Source organism: Brevibacillus sp. FW306-2-1A-C05A (genome assembly GCF_058781555.1).
The window spans coordinates 19443-34529 of the sequence record NZ_JBYSWV010000006.1; the positions used below are offsets into that span (position 1 = coordinate 19443).

General features: G+C 55.3%; 17 protein-coding genes and 1 pseudogene. 13 read left to right on the plus strand and 5 right to left on the minus strand.

Annotated features, from left to right (window positions below):
- Positions 1-25 precede the first annotated feature (25 nt).
- On the minus strand, positions 26-1450 hold the full coding sequence (locus AC3WJN_RS06765; RefSeq protein ID WP_007778989.1) for a L,D-transpeptidase: 1425 nt from the start codon (positions 1448-1450) through the stop codon (positions 26-28).
- 67 nt (positions 1451-1517) lie between these two features.
- Between AC3WJN_RS06765 and AC3WJN_RS06770 the strand changes: the two genes are divergently transcribed.
- The 5 genes from AC3WJN_RS06770 (at position 1518) to AC3WJN_RS06790 (ending at position 5935) form a co-directional block, all read left to right on the plus strand.
- The gene (locus tag AC3WJN_RS06770) at positions 1518-2219 is read left to right on the plus strand and encodes an AAA family ATPase (protein WP_007778994.1); all 702 of its coding nucleotides are present in this window, start codon (positions 1518-1520) and stop codon (positions 2217-2219) included.
- 102 nt (positions 2220-2321) lie between these two features.
- The gene (locus AC3WJN_RS06775; protein WP_007778996.1) at positions 2322-2870 is read left to right on the plus strand and encodes an RNA polymerase sigma factor SigX; all 549 of its coding nucleotides are present in this window, start codon (positions 2322-2324) and stop codon (positions 2868-2870) included.
- The gene (locus tag AC3WJN_RS06780) at positions 2867-4042 is read left to right on the plus strand and encodes an anti-sigma factor family protein (RefSeq protein WP_283858056.1); all 1176 of its coding nucleotides are present in this window, start codon (positions 2867-2869) and stop codon (positions 4040-4042) included. Before AC3WJN_RS06775 ends, AC3WJN_RS06780 begins: the two co-directional genes overlap by 4 nt.
- A gap of 92 nt (positions 4043-4134) precedes the next feature.
- Positions 4135-5097, plus strand: coding sequence for an ABC transporter ATP-binding protein (locus AC3WJN_RS06785; RefSeq protein ID WP_007787290.1), 963 nt, complete (start codon positions 4135-4137; stop codon positions 5095-5097).
- Positions 5069-5935: an ABC transporter permease gene (locus AC3WJN_RS06790; RefSeq protein ID WP_492329228.1), complete on the plus strand. Its 867-nt coding sequence runs from the start codon at positions 5069-5071 to the stop codon at positions 5933-5935. Before AC3WJN_RS06785 ends, AC3WJN_RS06790 begins: the two co-directional genes overlap by 29 nt.
- A gap of 51 nt (positions 5936-5986) precedes the next feature.
- Here AC3WJN_RS06790 and AC3WJN_RS06795 read toward each other — a convergent pair whose 3' ends face one another.
- Entirely contained in the window at positions 5987-6199 is a 213-nt protein-coding gene (locus AC3WJN_RS06795) for a hypothetical protein (protein WP_007787286.1), read from the minus strand.
- Between the two features lie 170 nt (positions 6200-6369).
- On the opposite strand from AC3WJN_RS06795, the gene AC3WJN_RS06800 reads away from it, so the two are divergent.
- From AC3WJN_RS06800 to AC3WJN_RS06810, 3 genes and pseudogenes are all read left to right on the plus strand, one after another.
- Complete coding sequence (locus tag AC3WJN_RS06800; RefSeq protein WP_007787283.1) at positions 6370-6672, plus strand: hypothetical protein; 303 nt, start codon at positions 6370-6372, stop codon at positions 6670-6672.
- Positions 6657-7118 (plus strand): sensor histidine kinase, encoded by a 462-nt coding sequence (locus AC3WJN_RS06805; RefSeq protein ID WP_433947772.1) that lies wholly within the window; start codon positions 6657-6659, stop codon positions 7116-7118. The genes AC3WJN_RS06800 and AC3WJN_RS06805 overlap by 16 nt, the downstream gene beginning before the upstream one ends.
- A gap of 5 nt (positions 7119-7123) precedes the next feature.
- Positions 7124-7393, plus strand: a pseudogene (locus AC3WJN_RS06810) (response regulator); the annotation flags it as partial.
- Positions 7394-7812: 419 nt separating this feature from the next.
- Here AC3WJN_RS06810 and trmB read toward each other — a convergent pair.
- Entirely contained in the window at positions 7813-8457 is a 645-nt protein-coding gene (gene trmB, locus AC3WJN_RS06815) for a tRNA (guanosine(46)-N7)-methyltransferase TrmB (RefSeq protein ID WP_007787280.1), read from the minus strand.
- A 454-nt stretch (positions 8458-8911) separates the two neighbouring features.
- On the opposite strand from trmB, the gene AC3WJN_RS06820 reads away from it, so the two are divergent.
- The 3 genes from AC3WJN_RS06820 (at position 8912) to AC3WJN_RS06830 (ending at position 11006) form a co-directional block, all read left to right on the plus strand.
- Entirely contained in the window at positions 8912-9409 is a 498-nt protein-coding gene (locus AC3WJN_RS06820; protein ID WP_005828388.1) for a C40 family peptidase, read from the plus strand.
- A gap of 309 nt (positions 9410-9718) precedes the next feature.
- On the plus strand, positions 9719-10150 hold the full coding sequence (locus AC3WJN_RS06825; protein ID WP_007787277.1) for a polysaccharide deacetylase family protein: 432 nt from the start codon (positions 9719-9721) through the stop codon (positions 10148-10150).
- The gene (locus AC3WJN_RS06830; protein WP_051998958.1) at positions 10134-11006 is read left to right on the plus strand and encodes a hypothetical protein; all 873 of its coding nucleotides are present in this window, start codon (positions 10134-10136) and stop codon (positions 11004-11006) included. Before AC3WJN_RS06825 ends, AC3WJN_RS06830 begins: the two co-directional genes overlap by 17 nt.
- A 176-nt stretch (positions 11007-11182) precedes the next feature.
- Here AC3WJN_RS06830 and ilvD read toward each other — a convergent pair whose 3' ends face one another.
- The gene (ilvD, locus tag AC3WJN_RS06835; protein WP_005828390.1) at positions 11183-12859 is read right to left on the minus strand and encodes a dihydroxy-acid dehydratase; all 1677 of its coding nucleotides are present in this window, start codon (positions 12857-12859) and stop codon (positions 11183-11185) included.
- A gap of 213 nt (positions 12860-13072) precedes the next feature.
- Here ilvD and AC3WJN_RS06840 point away from each other — a divergent pair, with 213 nt between their 5' ends.
- Positions 13073-13552 (plus strand): PaaI family thioesterase, encoded by a 480-nt coding sequence (locus AC3WJN_RS06840; protein WP_007787272.1) that lies wholly within the window; start codon positions 13073-13075, stop codon positions 13550-13552.
- 53 nt (positions 13553-13605) lie between these two features.
- Here the strand turns inward: AC3WJN_RS06840 and AC3WJN_RS06845 are convergent, their stop codons facing one another.
- Positions 13606-13983: a hypothetical protein gene (locus AC3WJN_RS06845; RefSeq protein ID WP_005828392.1), complete on the minus strand. Its 378-nt coding sequence runs from the start codon at positions 13981-13983 to the stop codon at positions 13606-13608.
- Between the two features lie 170 nt (positions 13984-14153).
- On the opposite strand from AC3WJN_RS06845, the gene AC3WJN_RS06850 reads away from it, so the two are divergent.
- Entirely contained in the window at positions 14154-14954 is an 801-nt protein-coding gene (locus tag AC3WJN_RS06850) for an inositol monophosphatase family protein (protein WP_005828393.1), read from the plus strand.
- Positions 14955-15087: the final 133 nt, after the last annotated feature.

The following is a 15087-nucleotide window of genomic DNA, read 5'->3' on the forward strand; positions in this document are numbered from 1 at the left end:
ACTGGTTCGTCTTTTCATAGGGAGATTAATGCAGCCAGGTGTATATGACGTTGGGCGTCTCTTCCTCGGGTCCCGCCGGAAGGATGAAGAGAGCCGGGTTGCTCCACGGCTGGGCGGGTACGGGGGCATTCGAGATGATAAATTCCGTGCCCAGCGAGACAAAGGTGTACAGCTCCTCCACGGCGGCATTGAACAGCCGGACACAGCCGAGCGAGACGGACGTTCCGATGCTCTCGGGGTGGTTGGTTCCGTGGATGGCGTAGCCGTTGCCTTGAAACACCAGACCGCGTGTTCCGTAAATGTTGTCGTGGCCGCGCGGTTGGTTGATCTTTTGCAAAATCGTGTAGTAGCCCTCGGGTGTCGAGTCGTTTTTGCCGATCGCTGCCGGATAGCTGCGGACGAGATGCGTACCGCTGACCAGTTGCAGCGTATGCGACTTTTGCGAAAGCCGGACCTGGAGAGGGGCGAGCGGCGACAGCGGCTCCGGATAGCCTGGCAGCGGCAGGACGTCGCGCAGGCTCGCCCATGCCGATCCGCTCTGAAAAGCGTGCGGATGGTACGGGTAGCTTTTCAGCAGCAGCCGCTTTGGCGGGAGCGGAACCTGCGGCAAATAGTTGCCGGGATAGCTGCCCGCCAAATCCGCCAGACTGGCAGGGAGAGTCCCTTTTTGCTGGTAGTAGCGATAGAGAGAGTTGCGCAATGTCAGCACATGCTGCAACGTTTGCTGCTCGACTGCCAGATCGCCTCTCGCGGCTGCCAGCGTCGCCCCCGCATCAAAGCTGGCAGGAGAACCGAACCAGCGCTGGCTGATGACCGTCCGGCTGACTGGATTGTACTGCAGAACGCCCAGCACCTGTTTGGGCTGATAAAACAACAACGGCGTAAACAGCGGCGAGCCGGGAACCTCTGGAACAACGAGTACGGTGTAAGGCTGTGCGAGCGCCGGGCGCCGCGCCTCTACATAGCGACGCACCTGGCTTTGCAACTCCTTGGGGCTGAGCGTCGCGGGAACGGCAATCACCTCGACGTGCGGCTGCACAGGAGCAGGCGCGCTGGCGGGGACTGCCTGTGGCTGCGCGCTGGCAGCAGGCGCCCCATCCTGCAAAGGTCCGGGTGAAAACACAAATTGGGCGTACAAAAAAGCGAGCGAAGCGAGAAGCAGGCGTGCCCGGTTGCGCCAGCCTTGGCGGCTTTGCTCGCGCAGCAATTTTTGATAGGCGTCTCGCGCCTCGTCGTAATAGGGGCCTTGTTTGGCAAAAAGACTTTGTCTGTAAGCGGCCAGCGCCTGTCGCGTGTCTCCTTGTGCCTCGCGGGCCTGGCCCAGATGATACCAGCCGATCGCTTCATCCGGGTGTTGCTGTGTGAACCACCGGTAAAAGGAGAGATCGCTCTGTTCTGGATATTTCATATGAAAGGCGCTTTTTTCCTGAAGAAAGGAAACCTTGTCCACCGATACTCCCCCCTATATGGTTGTATCGGCGTGGCTCGGCAAAAAAGTGAGGGTGGAGGGGAAAATATTGGTTTATTTACGGACGATCAAGCTGCTGCGCGAGCAGTTTCCCGATGCCAGGCGGTACCCGTTTGACCTGCCGTCGTTGCGCGCGCTCGAAGCGATCGAGCTTGCGGCCAGCGTGACGTTTTTTGTCGGGGAAAACGGCTCCGGCAAGTCGACCTTGCTCGAGGCGATCGCCTATCAGTGCGGCTTTCACACGGCAGGCGGTTCCCGCCACAACTACTACAGCGTAGACAAGGCGGAAGCGAGCCTCGGCGACTACATCCGGCTGTCGTGGATGCCCAAGCAGACCAACGGATTTTTTCTGCGGGCGGAAAGCTTCTACCAGTTTGCCAGCCATATCGACGAGATTGGCGGCACAGCCAGCTATGGCGGGAGATCGTTGCATTCGCAATCGCACGGGGAAGCGTTTATGGCTTTGTTCACCAACCGCTTTAACGGAAAAGGAATCTACCTGCTGGACGAGCCGGAGGCGGCTTTGTCGCCGAAGCGGCAACTGGCGTTTTTGTACCTCATGCGCGAACTCGTCGAGGAAGGGGCGCAGTTTCTGATCGCCACGCACTCCCCGATCTTGCTGGGCTACCCCGGCGCGGACATCTATACGTTTGACGAATCTCCCGCGCAACCGATCCGCTATCAGGATACGGAGCATTACCAGTTGACCCGGAGGTTTCTGGAGAAGCCGGATGCTTTTTTTCGCGATTAATTTTTTTCCTGCTGTCACAAAAAAGGCGTCGGCGGTTTCTATAAGGTGTAGAACGCAAGAGGGAGCGTCAAGACAGTGGCTGTGCAGGAAGGAGGAGGATTGATGGAGATGCAGGCAAAGCTGGCGGTGAACCAGATGCGGGCCAGAGCGGAAACGGACTCGTTTCAGGAGCTGTTTACGGCCTACTACCCGTTCGTTGTCCGACAGATCATGCGGATTGTGCGTGAACAGCAAACAGCGGAGGATATCGCCCAGGAAGTGTTTCTCTCCTTTTACCATACAGATCGCTCCGCCATCGAAAATATTCCGGCATGGCTGGCCAAAGCGGCTCTCTATGCGGCCTACAACCATCTGCGCTCCGAAAAGCGCAGGCAGGACAGGCAAGAGCGCGGGACAGCGGATCAGGCTTGTGTCATGCCTTCGTCCGAAGAAGTATGGCTGGAGCAGGAAGCGCTCAGCCACGTCCGCGAGGTGCTCGATGAGCTGGATGAGCGGGAACGTACCTTGCTGCTTATGAAATACTCCGGCTTTCCTTATGCCGAGCTGGCAAAAGCGACGGGAATGCAGGCCAGCTCCGTCGGGACGGTTCTGGCGCGAGCGAAGAGCAAGTTTCGCAGGCTATATGAGCGGGTCAGGGGGGAAGAAGGATGAAATGTGCCGACACAGGCTTGATTCAGACGTTTTTGGACGGGGAATGCGACGCGCAGCAAAGCGAAACGTTTCGCGCTCACCTGGCTGAGTGCGAACAGTGTCAGGCTCGCCTGGAAGAGCTGATGGCTCTCGATGTCTGGACGCGCGAAAAAATCGAAGCGCACGTTTTTGCCCAGGCGGACCAGGCGAAGATCGATACCGACGCCGCGTGGCAGCGTTTCTCGCAAACCGCAGGAACAACGAAAAAGAGCGATCTGCGCGAGTGGGACAGCCACGAGCAGCGCAGCGCGAAAAGGAGCTGGAAACAGATGAACAAAACGACAAAACGCTGGATGACGGCAGCGTCAGCAGCAGCCGTAGTGGCGGTATCCCTTTCTTTTCCGCAAGTGCAGGCGGCCGCCAATGATTTTCTGTCCATTTTCCGCATGAGCAAGGTCGAATTTGTCAAAGTGACGCCGAAGGACTTGCAGCAAGTGGAAAGCTGGATTGCAAACGGCAATGTCGGCGAGATGGATTTGCAAGGAATCGGGAAAATCTGGATCGACGGCGTGGATAAAGACAAGCAGGAAAACCGAAACCAATACTACAACAGCAGAGAGGCCGCCGAGAAAGCGGGCGTCAAGCTGCCGAAGCTGCCGGATGGGCTGACAGTGGACGGCGTAGAGGTGACTTCCCCGTATCGCGTGCACCTGGAAATCAACACCGAGCGGGCGAACAAGCTGCTGGCCCAACTGCAGGTAGAGGCGAAATTCGATGAGAAGCTGGACGGTCAGCGCATCTCGTTGGAAATTCCGAAGATGCAAAAGACGTGGATCGCCACTGGCAAAGACAGCTATTCCTACTCCGTGGTCGACGCGCCTGAGCTGAAAGCGCCAGAGGGCGTAGATTTGCTCCAGTTGCGCGAGACAGTGCTGGCGCTGCCGTTCATTCCGGATCAGGTGAAAAAGCAAATGCTCGACATCAAAGACTGGAAGCATACGATTCCGGTGCCGTACATGGCTGACGGCAAGAGCGACATGAAGGAAGTCAAGGTAAACGGCGAGGACGGCATGCTGGTCACCGGCAAGTACGATACGCATCTCGTCTGGCAGCAGGACGGAAAAATTCACATGCTCGAAGGCAGTGACAAGAGTGGAGAAGCGCTGCTGGCTTTGGCGAAGCAGTTGAAGTAGAGAGGCAAGTCGAATGGAGGGGAGTAGCAGAGCTTTCCTGATGAGGAAGGCTCTGCTTTGTCCCGTTTCTTGCAAGAAAGAGGAGGAAACCGATGACGGATTACGTAATCGAGACCTGGGAGCTATCCAAGCAGTACGACGGCAAGGCAGGATGCAAAAACATTACGCTGCAAGTGCCGCGCGGGTCGGTGTTTGGCTTTCTCGGGCAAAACGGCGCCGGAAAAAGCACCTTTGTCCGAACGATGCTGGGGCTGTTGCACCCGACAAAAGGCAGGGCGGTCATGCTCGGCCACCCGATCGGCAGCGTCGCGTCGCGCCAAAAAGTCGGGTATTTGCCCGAGCTGTTTCGTTATCCGGATTGGCTGACCGGACAGCAGCTCCTGGAACATCATGCCGAGCTGTGCGGCCTGTCCCGGACGGAGAGCAAGGCCGTCATCCGCCATGTGCTGGAGCTGGTGGGCATGGCTGGCCGCGAGCGCGAGCGGATTCGCGGCTACTCCAAAGGCATGCAGCAGCGCATCGGGATCGCCTGCGCTTTACTGTCCGATCCCGAGCTGATTTTTTTGGACGAGCCGACTTCAGCGCTTGATCCGATTGGGCGAAAAGAAGTGCGCGAGCTGATTGCCAGGCTGCGCGATCAAGGCAAAACGATTTTTCTCAACAGCCATCTGCTCAGCGAGATGGAGAGCGTCTGCAACTACGTCGGCATCATCCATCGCAGCGAGCTGGTCGTGCATGGGGAATGGCGCAAGCTGAGCAGCGTCGCTCCTCAGATTGAGCTGACCGTAGAGGCGGCGAGCTTTGCCGCGAGCGAAGAACTGCCGGCCTTCGTCACTGACCGGCGGCTGCACAGACAAGACGCTGACCGCTCTACGTGGCTGCTGACGCTGGATCGGGACAATCGGGTGCCGGAGCTTTTGCAGGCGTTGATCGCCAGAGGCGTCGCGGTGCATGGGGTTGTGCAAAAGCAGCAGTCGCTGGAGGAAGTATTTTTGTACTGGGTGCAAAAGAAGGAGGGGGAAGCGCATGTGGCCGATCATGAAAATCACGTATAGGGAGATGCTCTCCAAGCGGATTTTTACGATTACGATGATGATGTCGCTTGCCTTCCTGCTGCTGTTTGGCGTGGCGACCTGGTTTGCGGCGCGGGAGCTGGGCCGTGAGCTGGGAGGCAGCGCGACCGACGTGCTGATGCAAAAAAACTTTTTCTCCACCCAACTGCTCGGCATGGGCTTGTACTTCGGCTCCTTCATTACCGCGCTGCTCGCGATTTTAAGCAGCGTCGGCAGCATTGCGTCTGAAGTGGAGAGCCACCAGATTGATACGTGGCTCGCCCGGGCGCTGCCGTGGCACAAATACGTGCTCGGCAAATTCGGCGGGCTTTCGAGCATGCTCATCCTCTACGCCATCCTGATGTTTTTGGGCATCCTCGGGATCAATCAGTGGGTGGGCGGAGGCGTACTGGCCGCAGACGTGAGCGCCCAGCAAGTGTTGTCCTCCCTGGGCTATTTTGTCCTGATGCCCGTCATTCTGGTCTGCGTGTCTCTTTTGCTCAGCAGTGTGACGACGACGGTGACAGGCGGAATCGTCCTGATTATTTTGTACGGGATCAGCTTTATCGGCGGGTTTGTCGAGCAGATCGGGTCGATCATCGGACAAGACGCGCTCATCAACATCGGCATTATTTCCAGTCTGCTGTTTCCGACCGACTCGCTGTTCAGGCAAGCGACTGTTGTGCTGTTTGACACGGCAGACGATCCGCTGTCCTTTGCGACGCAAGGCATATTCGGTACCATGTCTCCGCCGAGCGACGCGATGCTTTTTTACACTGTTATTTACGGAGCGGTGATGTTGGCGCTGGCTGTCCGCTTGTTCGGAAAGCGCGATGTGTAACGGGAACAGCCCGAGCCGGACAGCTCGGGCAAAGGCAGCCTGGCGCTGGAGTTAGTTGCGGTCTGTCTCCGAGCGGGCCTGGGCCGTTTTTTGTTCTTGTTGTTGCAGAAGCTGGATCAATTGGTCCAGCTTTTCATTTCGTTCGCGGTCCAGCGAGGTCTTGTTTTTCATGAAGCGGATCAGGCTGAAAATCAAATAAATGATTAGACCGTAAAACAGCAACATTATCAAGAGCGGGATGGCAGAAACACCGACGTTAAGCATGAAAACCTCCAGTTTAGGAAAATATAGGTTGTCTTATTGTAACATGCAACGGGACGAGTGGACACGATGTTGGTGAATTTTATGACGTTAATGAAAACAATGCGGGTAAAACTGTTTATGCGCAAATTCTATTCGGACTTTTACGAAGATTGCTATAATGGCAGCGCAAAATGAAATCGCATTCTTCCAAGGAGGAAATCGGGAAGCAGATGGTGGGCGGCGATAACGAGGCGGTGTTCGCGGGAAACTCGATCATCTCCGAGACAGTCGGTTCGCTCGGACCGGGGCTGCGGGGACAGACGCCGATCTATAATGACGCAGGGCAAGTGATGGGAGTCGTGTCTGTCGGCTTTTTGCTGGCAGATATTGACGAGACGATCGAATCGTACCGCGACCGGATTGTCGTGGTGGGGATCGTTACGCTGCTGTTGGGCGTTGCTTGCACGATGCTGCTTGCTTGCTCGGCAAGCTGAACCAGGCCAACGAACGCAAAATCGAGCTGAAAATCGACCCGGACAGCAACTTCCGCGACATTCCCGCCGCGATTGACCGGGCGCAACTGATTGTCATTTTGGGCAATTTGCTCGATAATGCGATGGACGCCGTTTTGTCGCCGGGGGCGTTTGCGCAGGAGGTTACGATTTTTTTGTTGGACATGGAGGAAGTGCTGCTGATCGAGGTGGAAGATCGCGGGCCAGGCATCTCGCGCGAAAACGCCGAACGGGTATTCGAGCTGGGGTTTTCGACCAAAGTGAAACCGAATCACGTCTACGGCCTGCATCTGGTGCAACAGGCGGTCGCGAAGCTGCACGGCAATATTACGCATACAGGCAATCCGTCGGGCGGAACGATTTTTACCGTGACGCTTCCGAAAAGAAGCTCGCACGTCGCAGACATGAAGGAGAGAGAGCAGCGTTGAAAAGCATGGCGGGGAGCAACATACGGGTACTGATTGTCGAGGACGACCTCAGAATCGCCGAGGTGAACCGACGATTTGTGGAAAAAGTGGAGGGCTACGAGGTTGTAGGCATTGCCACCAATGGACAGGAGGCGCGGGACCAGTTGGAGCTATTGCAGCCGGACCTGGTGCTTTTGGACATTTATTTTCCGGACATGGACGGGCTTGATTTTTTGTCGGTGATGAAGGAAGAGTTTCCCGTGTGCGACTGCATCATGGCTGTTCAGGGAAGACAGGGCACCCCCGCCGATATAACAAGCGACGTACACAAGGACAAGAAAGTCGGCCAAAAGGAGCGCATAAACGTTTCCTGCTGCCGAACCCTTTTGTAAATCAACAGGAAGACGATTGATAGAAGAAAGCCGGCGGTGTGTATGCCCGTCAACGTATAGCAAAAGAGAGGATCGCCGACGTCTTTGAGCAAGACCAGATCGGCATACAGAAAAAAAGGATAGCACATGAGCAGAAACAGCGAGGTCATGCGCAACCGGGTGAATAACAAGTTGGTGTTCCATTCATGAAAGGCTTCATCATGCTATTCATCTGTTGATCTCAATCCTTTGCTGGAAGGTCGAAAAAACTCCACGTAAGCACGAACGATTCCGATAGCGTGTTCACGTGGAGGCATGTGCCTTGTCCAAAAGGCGCGTTTCTTCTATTTAATGATGCAGCTTGCCTCTACCCGATAAATACGCTGTCCGCGGGACGAAAAGCGCTCTTCGTACTCCGTCATGACGTTCTCCTCTGCGAGCTTCGACTGGTGCAGGTCAAAAGTGATGTTGCGCATCTGGAAGCACTCGGCAGCGAACTGATTGAGCGAAAACTCAAAGAGCTTTTCATTGTCTGTCTTCAGATGAATCTCTCCGTCCTCGGCAAGCACCTGACGATAGTTGTTCAGGAAGCGAGGATGGGTGAGACGGCGTTTGGCGTGGCGTGTCTTGGGCCACGGATCGCTGAAGTTCAGATAGATGCGGGCAATCTCGTGATCGGCAAACAGCTCGGTCAGCTTGGAAGCGTCAAACTGGACAAAGGCCAGATTCGGAATCGGCTTGTACTCTGTCCGCTGCAAGGCGCGCAACACGACCTCCGCTTTCAGCTCGACAGCAATGAAATTAATATCAGGGTGACGCTGTGCCAATGTATTAATGAAGCGTCCTTTTCCACAGCCGATCTCCACGTGGATCGGATTGTCATTTCCGAAGCGTTCTTTCCAGCTTCCTTTATAGGAAAGGGGATTGTCCACAAACGTCGGATATTCTCGCAGGGCCGCTTCGGCACCTGGAATGTTACGCAGTCGCATGATGTGCCTCCTTAAAACGAACTCTTTTCTACTTTACGCTGACTCCCTGCAGGTTGCAAGCATAGAGAAGGAAGAGTAGAGAGAATCCAGTTTCTTCCCCAGCGAAAATCGCGAGAACAGGAACTTTTTGCAAGAAGAACTAGGCCATAAGTCGCATGTTATGCGGGAAGTAGACGCTTGGCACTGGATACAATTGGTCAAATTGCGAGGAACATTTTGGCAAGAAAATAAACTGAAAATTTGAGGAATGCCCATGATATCGGGCTTGAGCGCGTCAAGCGGTAATCGTATCCATTTGCCCAAGCGGTTTTTGCCAAGTTTTTGGTAATTTCACCGGGTAACAGCTTTGGTAAAGTAGAGAACAAGTGAGAGGTCAGCCAAACTTTGCATAAAGTAAGCTTCTACCGAAACGATTTCGTAGAAGCGTGTTCTGTCAAAAGGGAGGATGAACAACATGAAACTGCGAAAAACCCTCATCGGAATTGTAATGGGCTTGACACTTGGCGTAACGGCGATTGCCATGCCGATGCCTGGAGAAAATGTAGCTCATGCTGCTTGGTCGCAAGCAAAAGCGGACAAGGTTATTGCCACTGGGAAAAAATATTTGGGTACACCTTATAAATTCGGGGCAAGCAAAAATACGACAGCCGTCTTTGACTGCTCTTCTTTCACGCAACGCGTTTTTCGTGTGGCAGTAGGCAAGAGCTTGCCGCGAACGTCGCGCGACCAGGCGAAAAAAGGAATCAGTGTGTCCAAAGCCAACCTGAAAAAAGGGGATCTGGTCTTCTTCAAGGCGAGCACAACGACGAAGTCCAAGCGGATTACCCATGTAGCGATTTACGCTGGCAACAACAAGCTACTACATACCTACGGGCAACCGGGTGTGACTTTTACAGGTTTTAAAGGCACATCCTGGGAGAAGCGCTTTGTCTCGGCGCGTCGCGTCCTGTAGCGTTATTTCGAATCTCTCTACTTATTCATACGTCTCACAGCGCCGTTCGTTGCGAGATAGGAGCAAGAAAATCTTGGAAAAAGCGAAGCAGGCAAACAGGAGGGCGGTCCAGTCGGATCGTCCTTTTTTGCTGTCCAAGCGCCGGGGGAACGCCTCTTTTTTAGCATGCCCGATTCGCTTCGCGCAACAGCAGAAGCATGGGCAATTGCCTTGATTTATCAATAGCAGTTTGCGTGTACAAGGAGTAGTTTGGATGACGGATAAGCTAGGAGAAAACCTTGATGGAGAACGGAAAAAAGGAGCAATCCGATGCAGACAGGTGGAGGCAAAAAAAGCAAAAACTTCTCGTTTGCCATGATCGCGTTGATGATGGTGCTGATTTTGTTGACCGGATGCGCCGCTTTTTTCGGGGAAGAACGAAAAGCCGACGACGGTACACCAAAATCCAAAGTCGCCCCAACCATCATTCGCTCCACAGGAGAAAAGAGCAAGGCGATTCCGTTTGTGTACACCACCAGGCGGGAGCTATCGCTCACCTTCAATGGAATGACAGACAGCGACACGATGAAGAAGCTTTTGGATGAACTGGACAAGCATCATCTGAAGGCTACTTTCTTTTTGCCTGGCATGCGGGTCGCAGAAGAGCCGGAGCTGGCAAAAGAAATCGTCGCGCGCGGACATGATAATGCACGCCAACGCGCTCTACCAGGGGATGAACCGGCTCGTGTCCGATGTGAATGACGCCAACATCCGGCAACTGTTTGCGATGCATTTCAACAGGGAGGGCAACGCCTGCAATACCGCCGAGGACAGCCTGTACAACCTGACGCGCGTCCAGGCTGCTCTTTACTGGTACACGAACCATTTGCTGATGAAAATTCAGAAGGATACGCAGCAAAAGGTCAAATTCGTGCAGGGCGACGAACAGCAGGCGGCAAAGTGGGAGCGAATGGGCGGTGCGGAGGAATTTGGGGACAACAGCATCGTGCTGACTTCGCCGCCCGGTGAAAGCGGCATGCTGTATTTGCGCGACAGCGAGAAGTACCGGGATGTGCGCGTGTCAGCCAAGCTGGAGGGCAATGTCGTCGGCAGACAAACCATTTACTTGCGCTACGATCGCCAAAAAGAGTCGTTTGTCCGCTTGCTTTTGGAAAACAATGAGCTCAAGCTGGAAGAGAAGCAGGCAGGCCGTCCGCTGGTCGAGCTGTCCAAGGCAACATTGAGCGAGATCCACTGGAAGCCGGAAGACCTCGCCTACGACAAGGCGACAGTGTACAGCAAAGCCCAGACAGAGGCAGGGGCGGTAAAAGAAGACCCGGGCTATCCGGTCAATATTTCGCATATGCGGCTGCGGGAGATCGCGCTCAGCGGGAAGCGACTGACGGTGTCTGTGGACAAGCAGGTCGTGATCGACAGCCAGGAGACGGCGCAAGACAGCGGCGGTATCGCCCTGGAATCGCGGTATAGCGAGCAAAACAAAAAAGACGACATATACGATGCCGTTTTTACGGATGTGAGCGTGGTTGCGCCGGCCGCTGGCGAGCCGGGCAAGGAGACAATCCTGTTCAGGAATGCGTATTCCGGCTGGCGGGTTTGACTGGGCGGAGACAGGCGAGGTGACCGCGCTCACGGAGCAGCAGGCGCTGGAGCTGACAAAAGCGTGCGCTTCATGGATCAGTAACAAGCGGCTTTTGCTTTTGCATAGGAAAAACCCCCTGCCTGAGCGGACAGCTTGTCCAAAGGCAGGGGGTTGTCTTTTATAAAGAAATGCGACTAGATTTTCATAACGCCGCCCATGCTCGCATTCGTCACCAGCTTGGAGTAGCGGGCCAGGTAGCCTGTTTTGACTTTCGGCTGGAATTCCTGCCAGCCTTCGCGGCGGCGGGCCAGCTCAGCCTCGTCCACGTGCAGGTGGATCGAGCGCTCTTCGAGGTCGATGGAGATGATGTCTCCGTCCTGGACGAAAGCGATCGGGCCGCCTTCCGCCGCTTCCGGCGAGACGTGGCCGATACTGATTCCGCGGGAAGCGCCGGAGAAGCGACCGTCTGTGACGAGCGCGACTTCCTTGCCGAGTCCCATCCCGACGATTTGCGAGGTAGGAGCGAGCATTTCCGGCATGCCGGGGCCGCCTTTTGGTCCTTCGTAGCGAATGATGACGACGTGCCCGGATTTGATCTTGCCAGCGGCGATGCCCGCCAGTGCTTCCTCCTGCGAGTCGAAGCAGATCGCCGGACCTTCGTGTCTTTTAATAGAAGGATCGACACCGCCGGTTTTGATGATCGAGCCTTGCTCGGCCAGGTTGCCGAACAGGACGGCCAGACCGCCGGAGGCACTGTACGGATTTTCCAGACGACGAATCACCTGGTCGTTTTTGATTTCGGCGTTGGCGATGTTTTCTGCCAGCGTCTTGCCTGTCACGGTAATCCGGTTCGGATGAATCGCGCCTTCTTTGCGCGCGATCTCCTTGAGCACAGCGGACACGCCGCCCGCTTCGTGGCAGTCCTCGATGTGGTAGTCAGAGGATGGCGCCAGCTTGCAAATGTGCGGGATGCGCTTCGCCACTTCGTTGATGCGCTCGATCGGGTATTCGATTCCCGCTTCCTGGGCGATTGCCAGCGTGTGCAAAACGGTATTCGTAGAGCCGCCCATCGCCATGTCGAGCGCGAAGGCGTCGTCGATCGCTTCCAGCGTAACGATGTCGCGCGGCTTGATGTCTTGCTCGATCAGGTGCTTGAGCTTTTCTGCGGAGGATTTTACCAGCTCGCGGCGCTCCGGAGAGACGGCGAGAACAGTGCCGTTGCCTGGCAGCGCCAGACCGATCGCTTCGAGCAGACAGTTCATCGAGTTGGCGGTAAACATACCGGAACAGGAACCGCAGGTTGGGCATCCGTATTGTTCCAGTTCTTCCAGTTGCTTGTTGTCGATCAGGCCAGCCTGGTAAGCCCCGACGCCTTCGAATACAGAAGAAAGCGAGATGGAACGGCCGTCGCTCGTTTTGCCTGCTTTCATCGGGCCGCCTGTCACGAATACAGTCGGGATGTTGACGCGCAGGGCGCCCATAATCATGCCCGGGGTGATCTTGTCACAGTTCGGAATGCAGATCATGCCGTCGAACCAGTGCGCGGCTACGACCGTTTCCAGGCTGTCTGCGATGATCTCGCGGCTCGGGAGCGAGTAGCGCATGCCGATGTGGCCCATGGCGATGCCGTCGTCAACCCCGATCGTATTGAACTCAAAAGGAACCATGCCAGCGGCACGAACAGCTTCCTTGACCAGCTTGCCAAATTCCTGCAAGTGCACGTGGCCCGGGATAATGTCGATGTAAGAGTTGCAAATGGCGATAAACGGTTTGTCGAAATCCTCGTCCTTTACTCCTGCCGCACGAAGCAAGCTGCGGTGCGGAGCGCGGTCAAAACCTTTTTTAATCATGTCACTTCGTTGTCTAGCCAATGTGAAACTCTCCCTTCCTACACGTGAAAGTTACCTGTCTTATGTTTTGCACTATCTTATCAATTTTTATTAATAGAAACAACCGTAAAAGTCTGAACATTTGCTCAGTCTGCTGCCTGTGAGCGGCTGTGACCGGCTTTTGGAGACATGGCGGAAACCAGCTTTATGGGCTACAATAAAAGGATTGAGTCTATTTTTGTTGGAGTGAACAAAATGATAGAAGAGCTAAAAAATGTCTGGGCGGAAGGAAATGACGAGGAACGGAAAATACTGGAGCTGGCTTTGCAGGCAATCCGCCAGAAGCGCGAGCGCAAAAGCGCCTATTTATCCGGCTTTCTTGGCCTGAAGGGAGAGTTTATCGACGAAACGAAGCAGTCGTATCGCTTCGAGCTGCCTCTCACCGTGTTCATGCACAACTCCGGGGGAGCGGTGCACGGGGGGATTCTCGCCACCTTGATCGACTCGGCCATGGGTTCGCTAATCAACCGCTCGCTGCCGCCGGAGCAGTACGCGGTCACGACCGAATTGAAAATCAACTACTTGCGGCCGGGAGTAGGGAAGCGGCTTCGCGCCGAAGCGACGTTTTTGCACCGGGGGCACACGCTGGTCGTCATGGAGGGCACGGTGTACGACGAGCGCAACAAGCGGGTCGCCCACGGCACCGGGACGTTTATCGTCCTGAACAGAAAATAGCAAAAAGGCGTGCGAAATACGCACACCCCAAAGCCTGTTTTTTTACCTAGGCTTTACCGGATCACAACAAGCCCGCTGTATTGTGTAATGTAAGTGAGCATTTTGGCGGAGAGAGGGACGATAAACTCCATGTTTTCCTTCTCCACGATGCCGGAGCGGGAGACGATTCTGGCCCACTTGACGCCGATCTTGTAGTATTGGGAGCCAAACGTGGTGTGGACGGTTTCGCGGTTCAGGCGAAAGGACACGGGCGCGTTGTCGAGCTTATGCGGCACCATGCTGACGATGTCGTGCAAAAACAGGTGGTAGGTCAGGTGCGGCTTGAAAAAGACAAGCTCCTTCGTCGTGACCGAGAAGCCGTAGCTATTGTTCATTTGGGTGAATTTAAGCTCACCCTCCATATTTTTCAGGCGAATGAAATCGCTGTTCATGTTTTCCCCTCCTAAAAGCGTCGGGCACCGATGGGAAAAGGCTGGCTTGTGGCTCGGGACCGCGCTGCGTATCTGTCTTTCGCGAGATGGGTGTCACTCTATCATAGTGAAGTCAGGAGCCGGAATGCAAGGGAAAACAATGACAGACCATAGGAAGGGGCGAAAAGCCGATGCTGGAAATAGCCAAAGAAGCAGCAAGTGCAGCAGGAGCATTTTTAAAGGAGCGTTTTCTCGAACAGCTTACGCCGGATGAGGAACTGCATAACGACGTGAAGCTGCCGGAGGACAAAGGCAGCGAGCAGCGCATTATCGAGGTACTGCACCGCCATTTCCCGACGCATACGATTTTTTCCGAGGAAGTCGGAATGGTCAGCCGCGACGAAGAATATTTGTGGATTGTCGATCCGCTGGACGGCACGAACAACTACTTTATCGGCCATCCGTACTTCAGTATTTCGATTGCCTTGCAGCACAAGGGCGATCTCGTCCTCGGCGTCGTCTACAACCCGGTGGCAGGGCAAATGTTCTGGGCGGAAAAAGGGAAGGGCGCGTTTTTGAACGGCAGGCGCATGTCGATCAACAACCGGACAGACTTGACGCGCGCAGTCGGGACCTACATCCGCGGGCGCAATACGGTGACCAAGCAGGAGGAGCTGGCCTTTACGGAGCCGTTTGTGCTGAACACGAAGCGGATTTTGCGCAACGTCGCTCCGGCGCTCGACTGGTGTCTGCTCGCCAACGGCTGGCTGGACTATATCGTCATGCAGCGCTCGGGCATCATGGACGTCGCTGCGGGGATCGTCATCGCGAGCGAGGCGGGAGCGACCATCACTGACTGGCAAGGGAAACCGTACCGGCACGAGCCGTTTGCCCAAGATCAGGTGCGCTCGCTTTTGGCGACGAACGGGCATTTGCACGAGCCGATTCGCGGCCTGCTGCTGGAGCAGAGCATGGCGGATTGTCTGCGCTAAGGCTTTGCCGGACTGCCGGTAGCGCGACCTTTTTCACAGGAAACATCGCGGCTGGGGCTTGGGTCGGGACTCTCGCACCAACTTTTTCCTGTTCATCCGATTTTTTTAATTTTTTGGCAACCAAATGTTTCGT

Bases quoted from the DNA above. Each gene is read 5' to 3' on its own strand.
- AC3WJN_RS06775 (WP_007778996.1), top strand. From the start codon at position 2,322: ATGGAGATGCAGGCAAAGCTGGCGGTGAACCAGATGCGGGCCAGAGCG.
- AC3WJN_RS06780 (WP_283858056.1), top strand. From the start codon at position 2,867: ATGAAATGTGCCGACACAGGCTTGATTCAGACGTTTTTGGACGGGGAA.
- AC3WJN_RS06785 (WP_007787290.1), top strand. From the start codon at position 4,135: ATGACGGATTACGTAATCGAGACCTGGGAGCTATCCAAGCAGTACGAC.
- AC3WJN_RS06790 (WP_492329228.1), top strand. From the start codon at position 5,069: ATGTGGCCGATCATGAAAATCACGTATAGGGAGATGCTCTCCAAGCGG.
- AC3WJN_RS06795 (WP_007787286.1), bottom strand. From the start codon at position 6,199: ATGCTTAACGTCGGTGTTTCTGCCATCCCGCTCTTGATAATGTTGCTG.
- AC3WJN_RS06800 (WP_007787283.1), top strand. From the start codon at position 6,370: ATGAAATCGCATTCTTCCAAGGAGGAAATCGGGAAGCAGATGGTGGGC.
- trmB (WP_007787280.1), bottom strand. From the start codon at position 8,457: ATGCGACTGCGTAACATTCCAGGTGCCGAAGCGGCCCTGCGAGAATAT.
- AC3WJN_RS06820 (WP_005828388.1), top strand. From the start codon at position 8,912: ATGAAACTGCGAAAAACCCTCATCGGAATTGTAATGGGCTTGACACTT.
- AC3WJN_RS06825 (WP_007787277.1), top strand. From the start codon at position 9,719: ATGCAGACAGGTGGAGGCAAAAAAAGCAAAAACTTCTCGTTTGCCATG.
- AC3WJN_RS06840 (WP_007787272.1), top strand. From the start codon at position 13,073: ATGATAGAAGAGCTAAAAAATGTCTGGGCGGAAGGAAATGACGAGGAA.
- AC3WJN_RS06845 (WP_005828392.1), bottom strand. From the start codon at position 13,983: ATGAACAGCGATTTCATTCGCCTGAAAAATATGGAGGGTGAGCTTAAA.
- AC3WJN_RS06850 (WP_005828393.1), top strand. From the start codon at position 14,154: ATGCTGGAAATAGCCAAAGAAGCAGCAAGTGCAGCAGGAGCATTTTTA.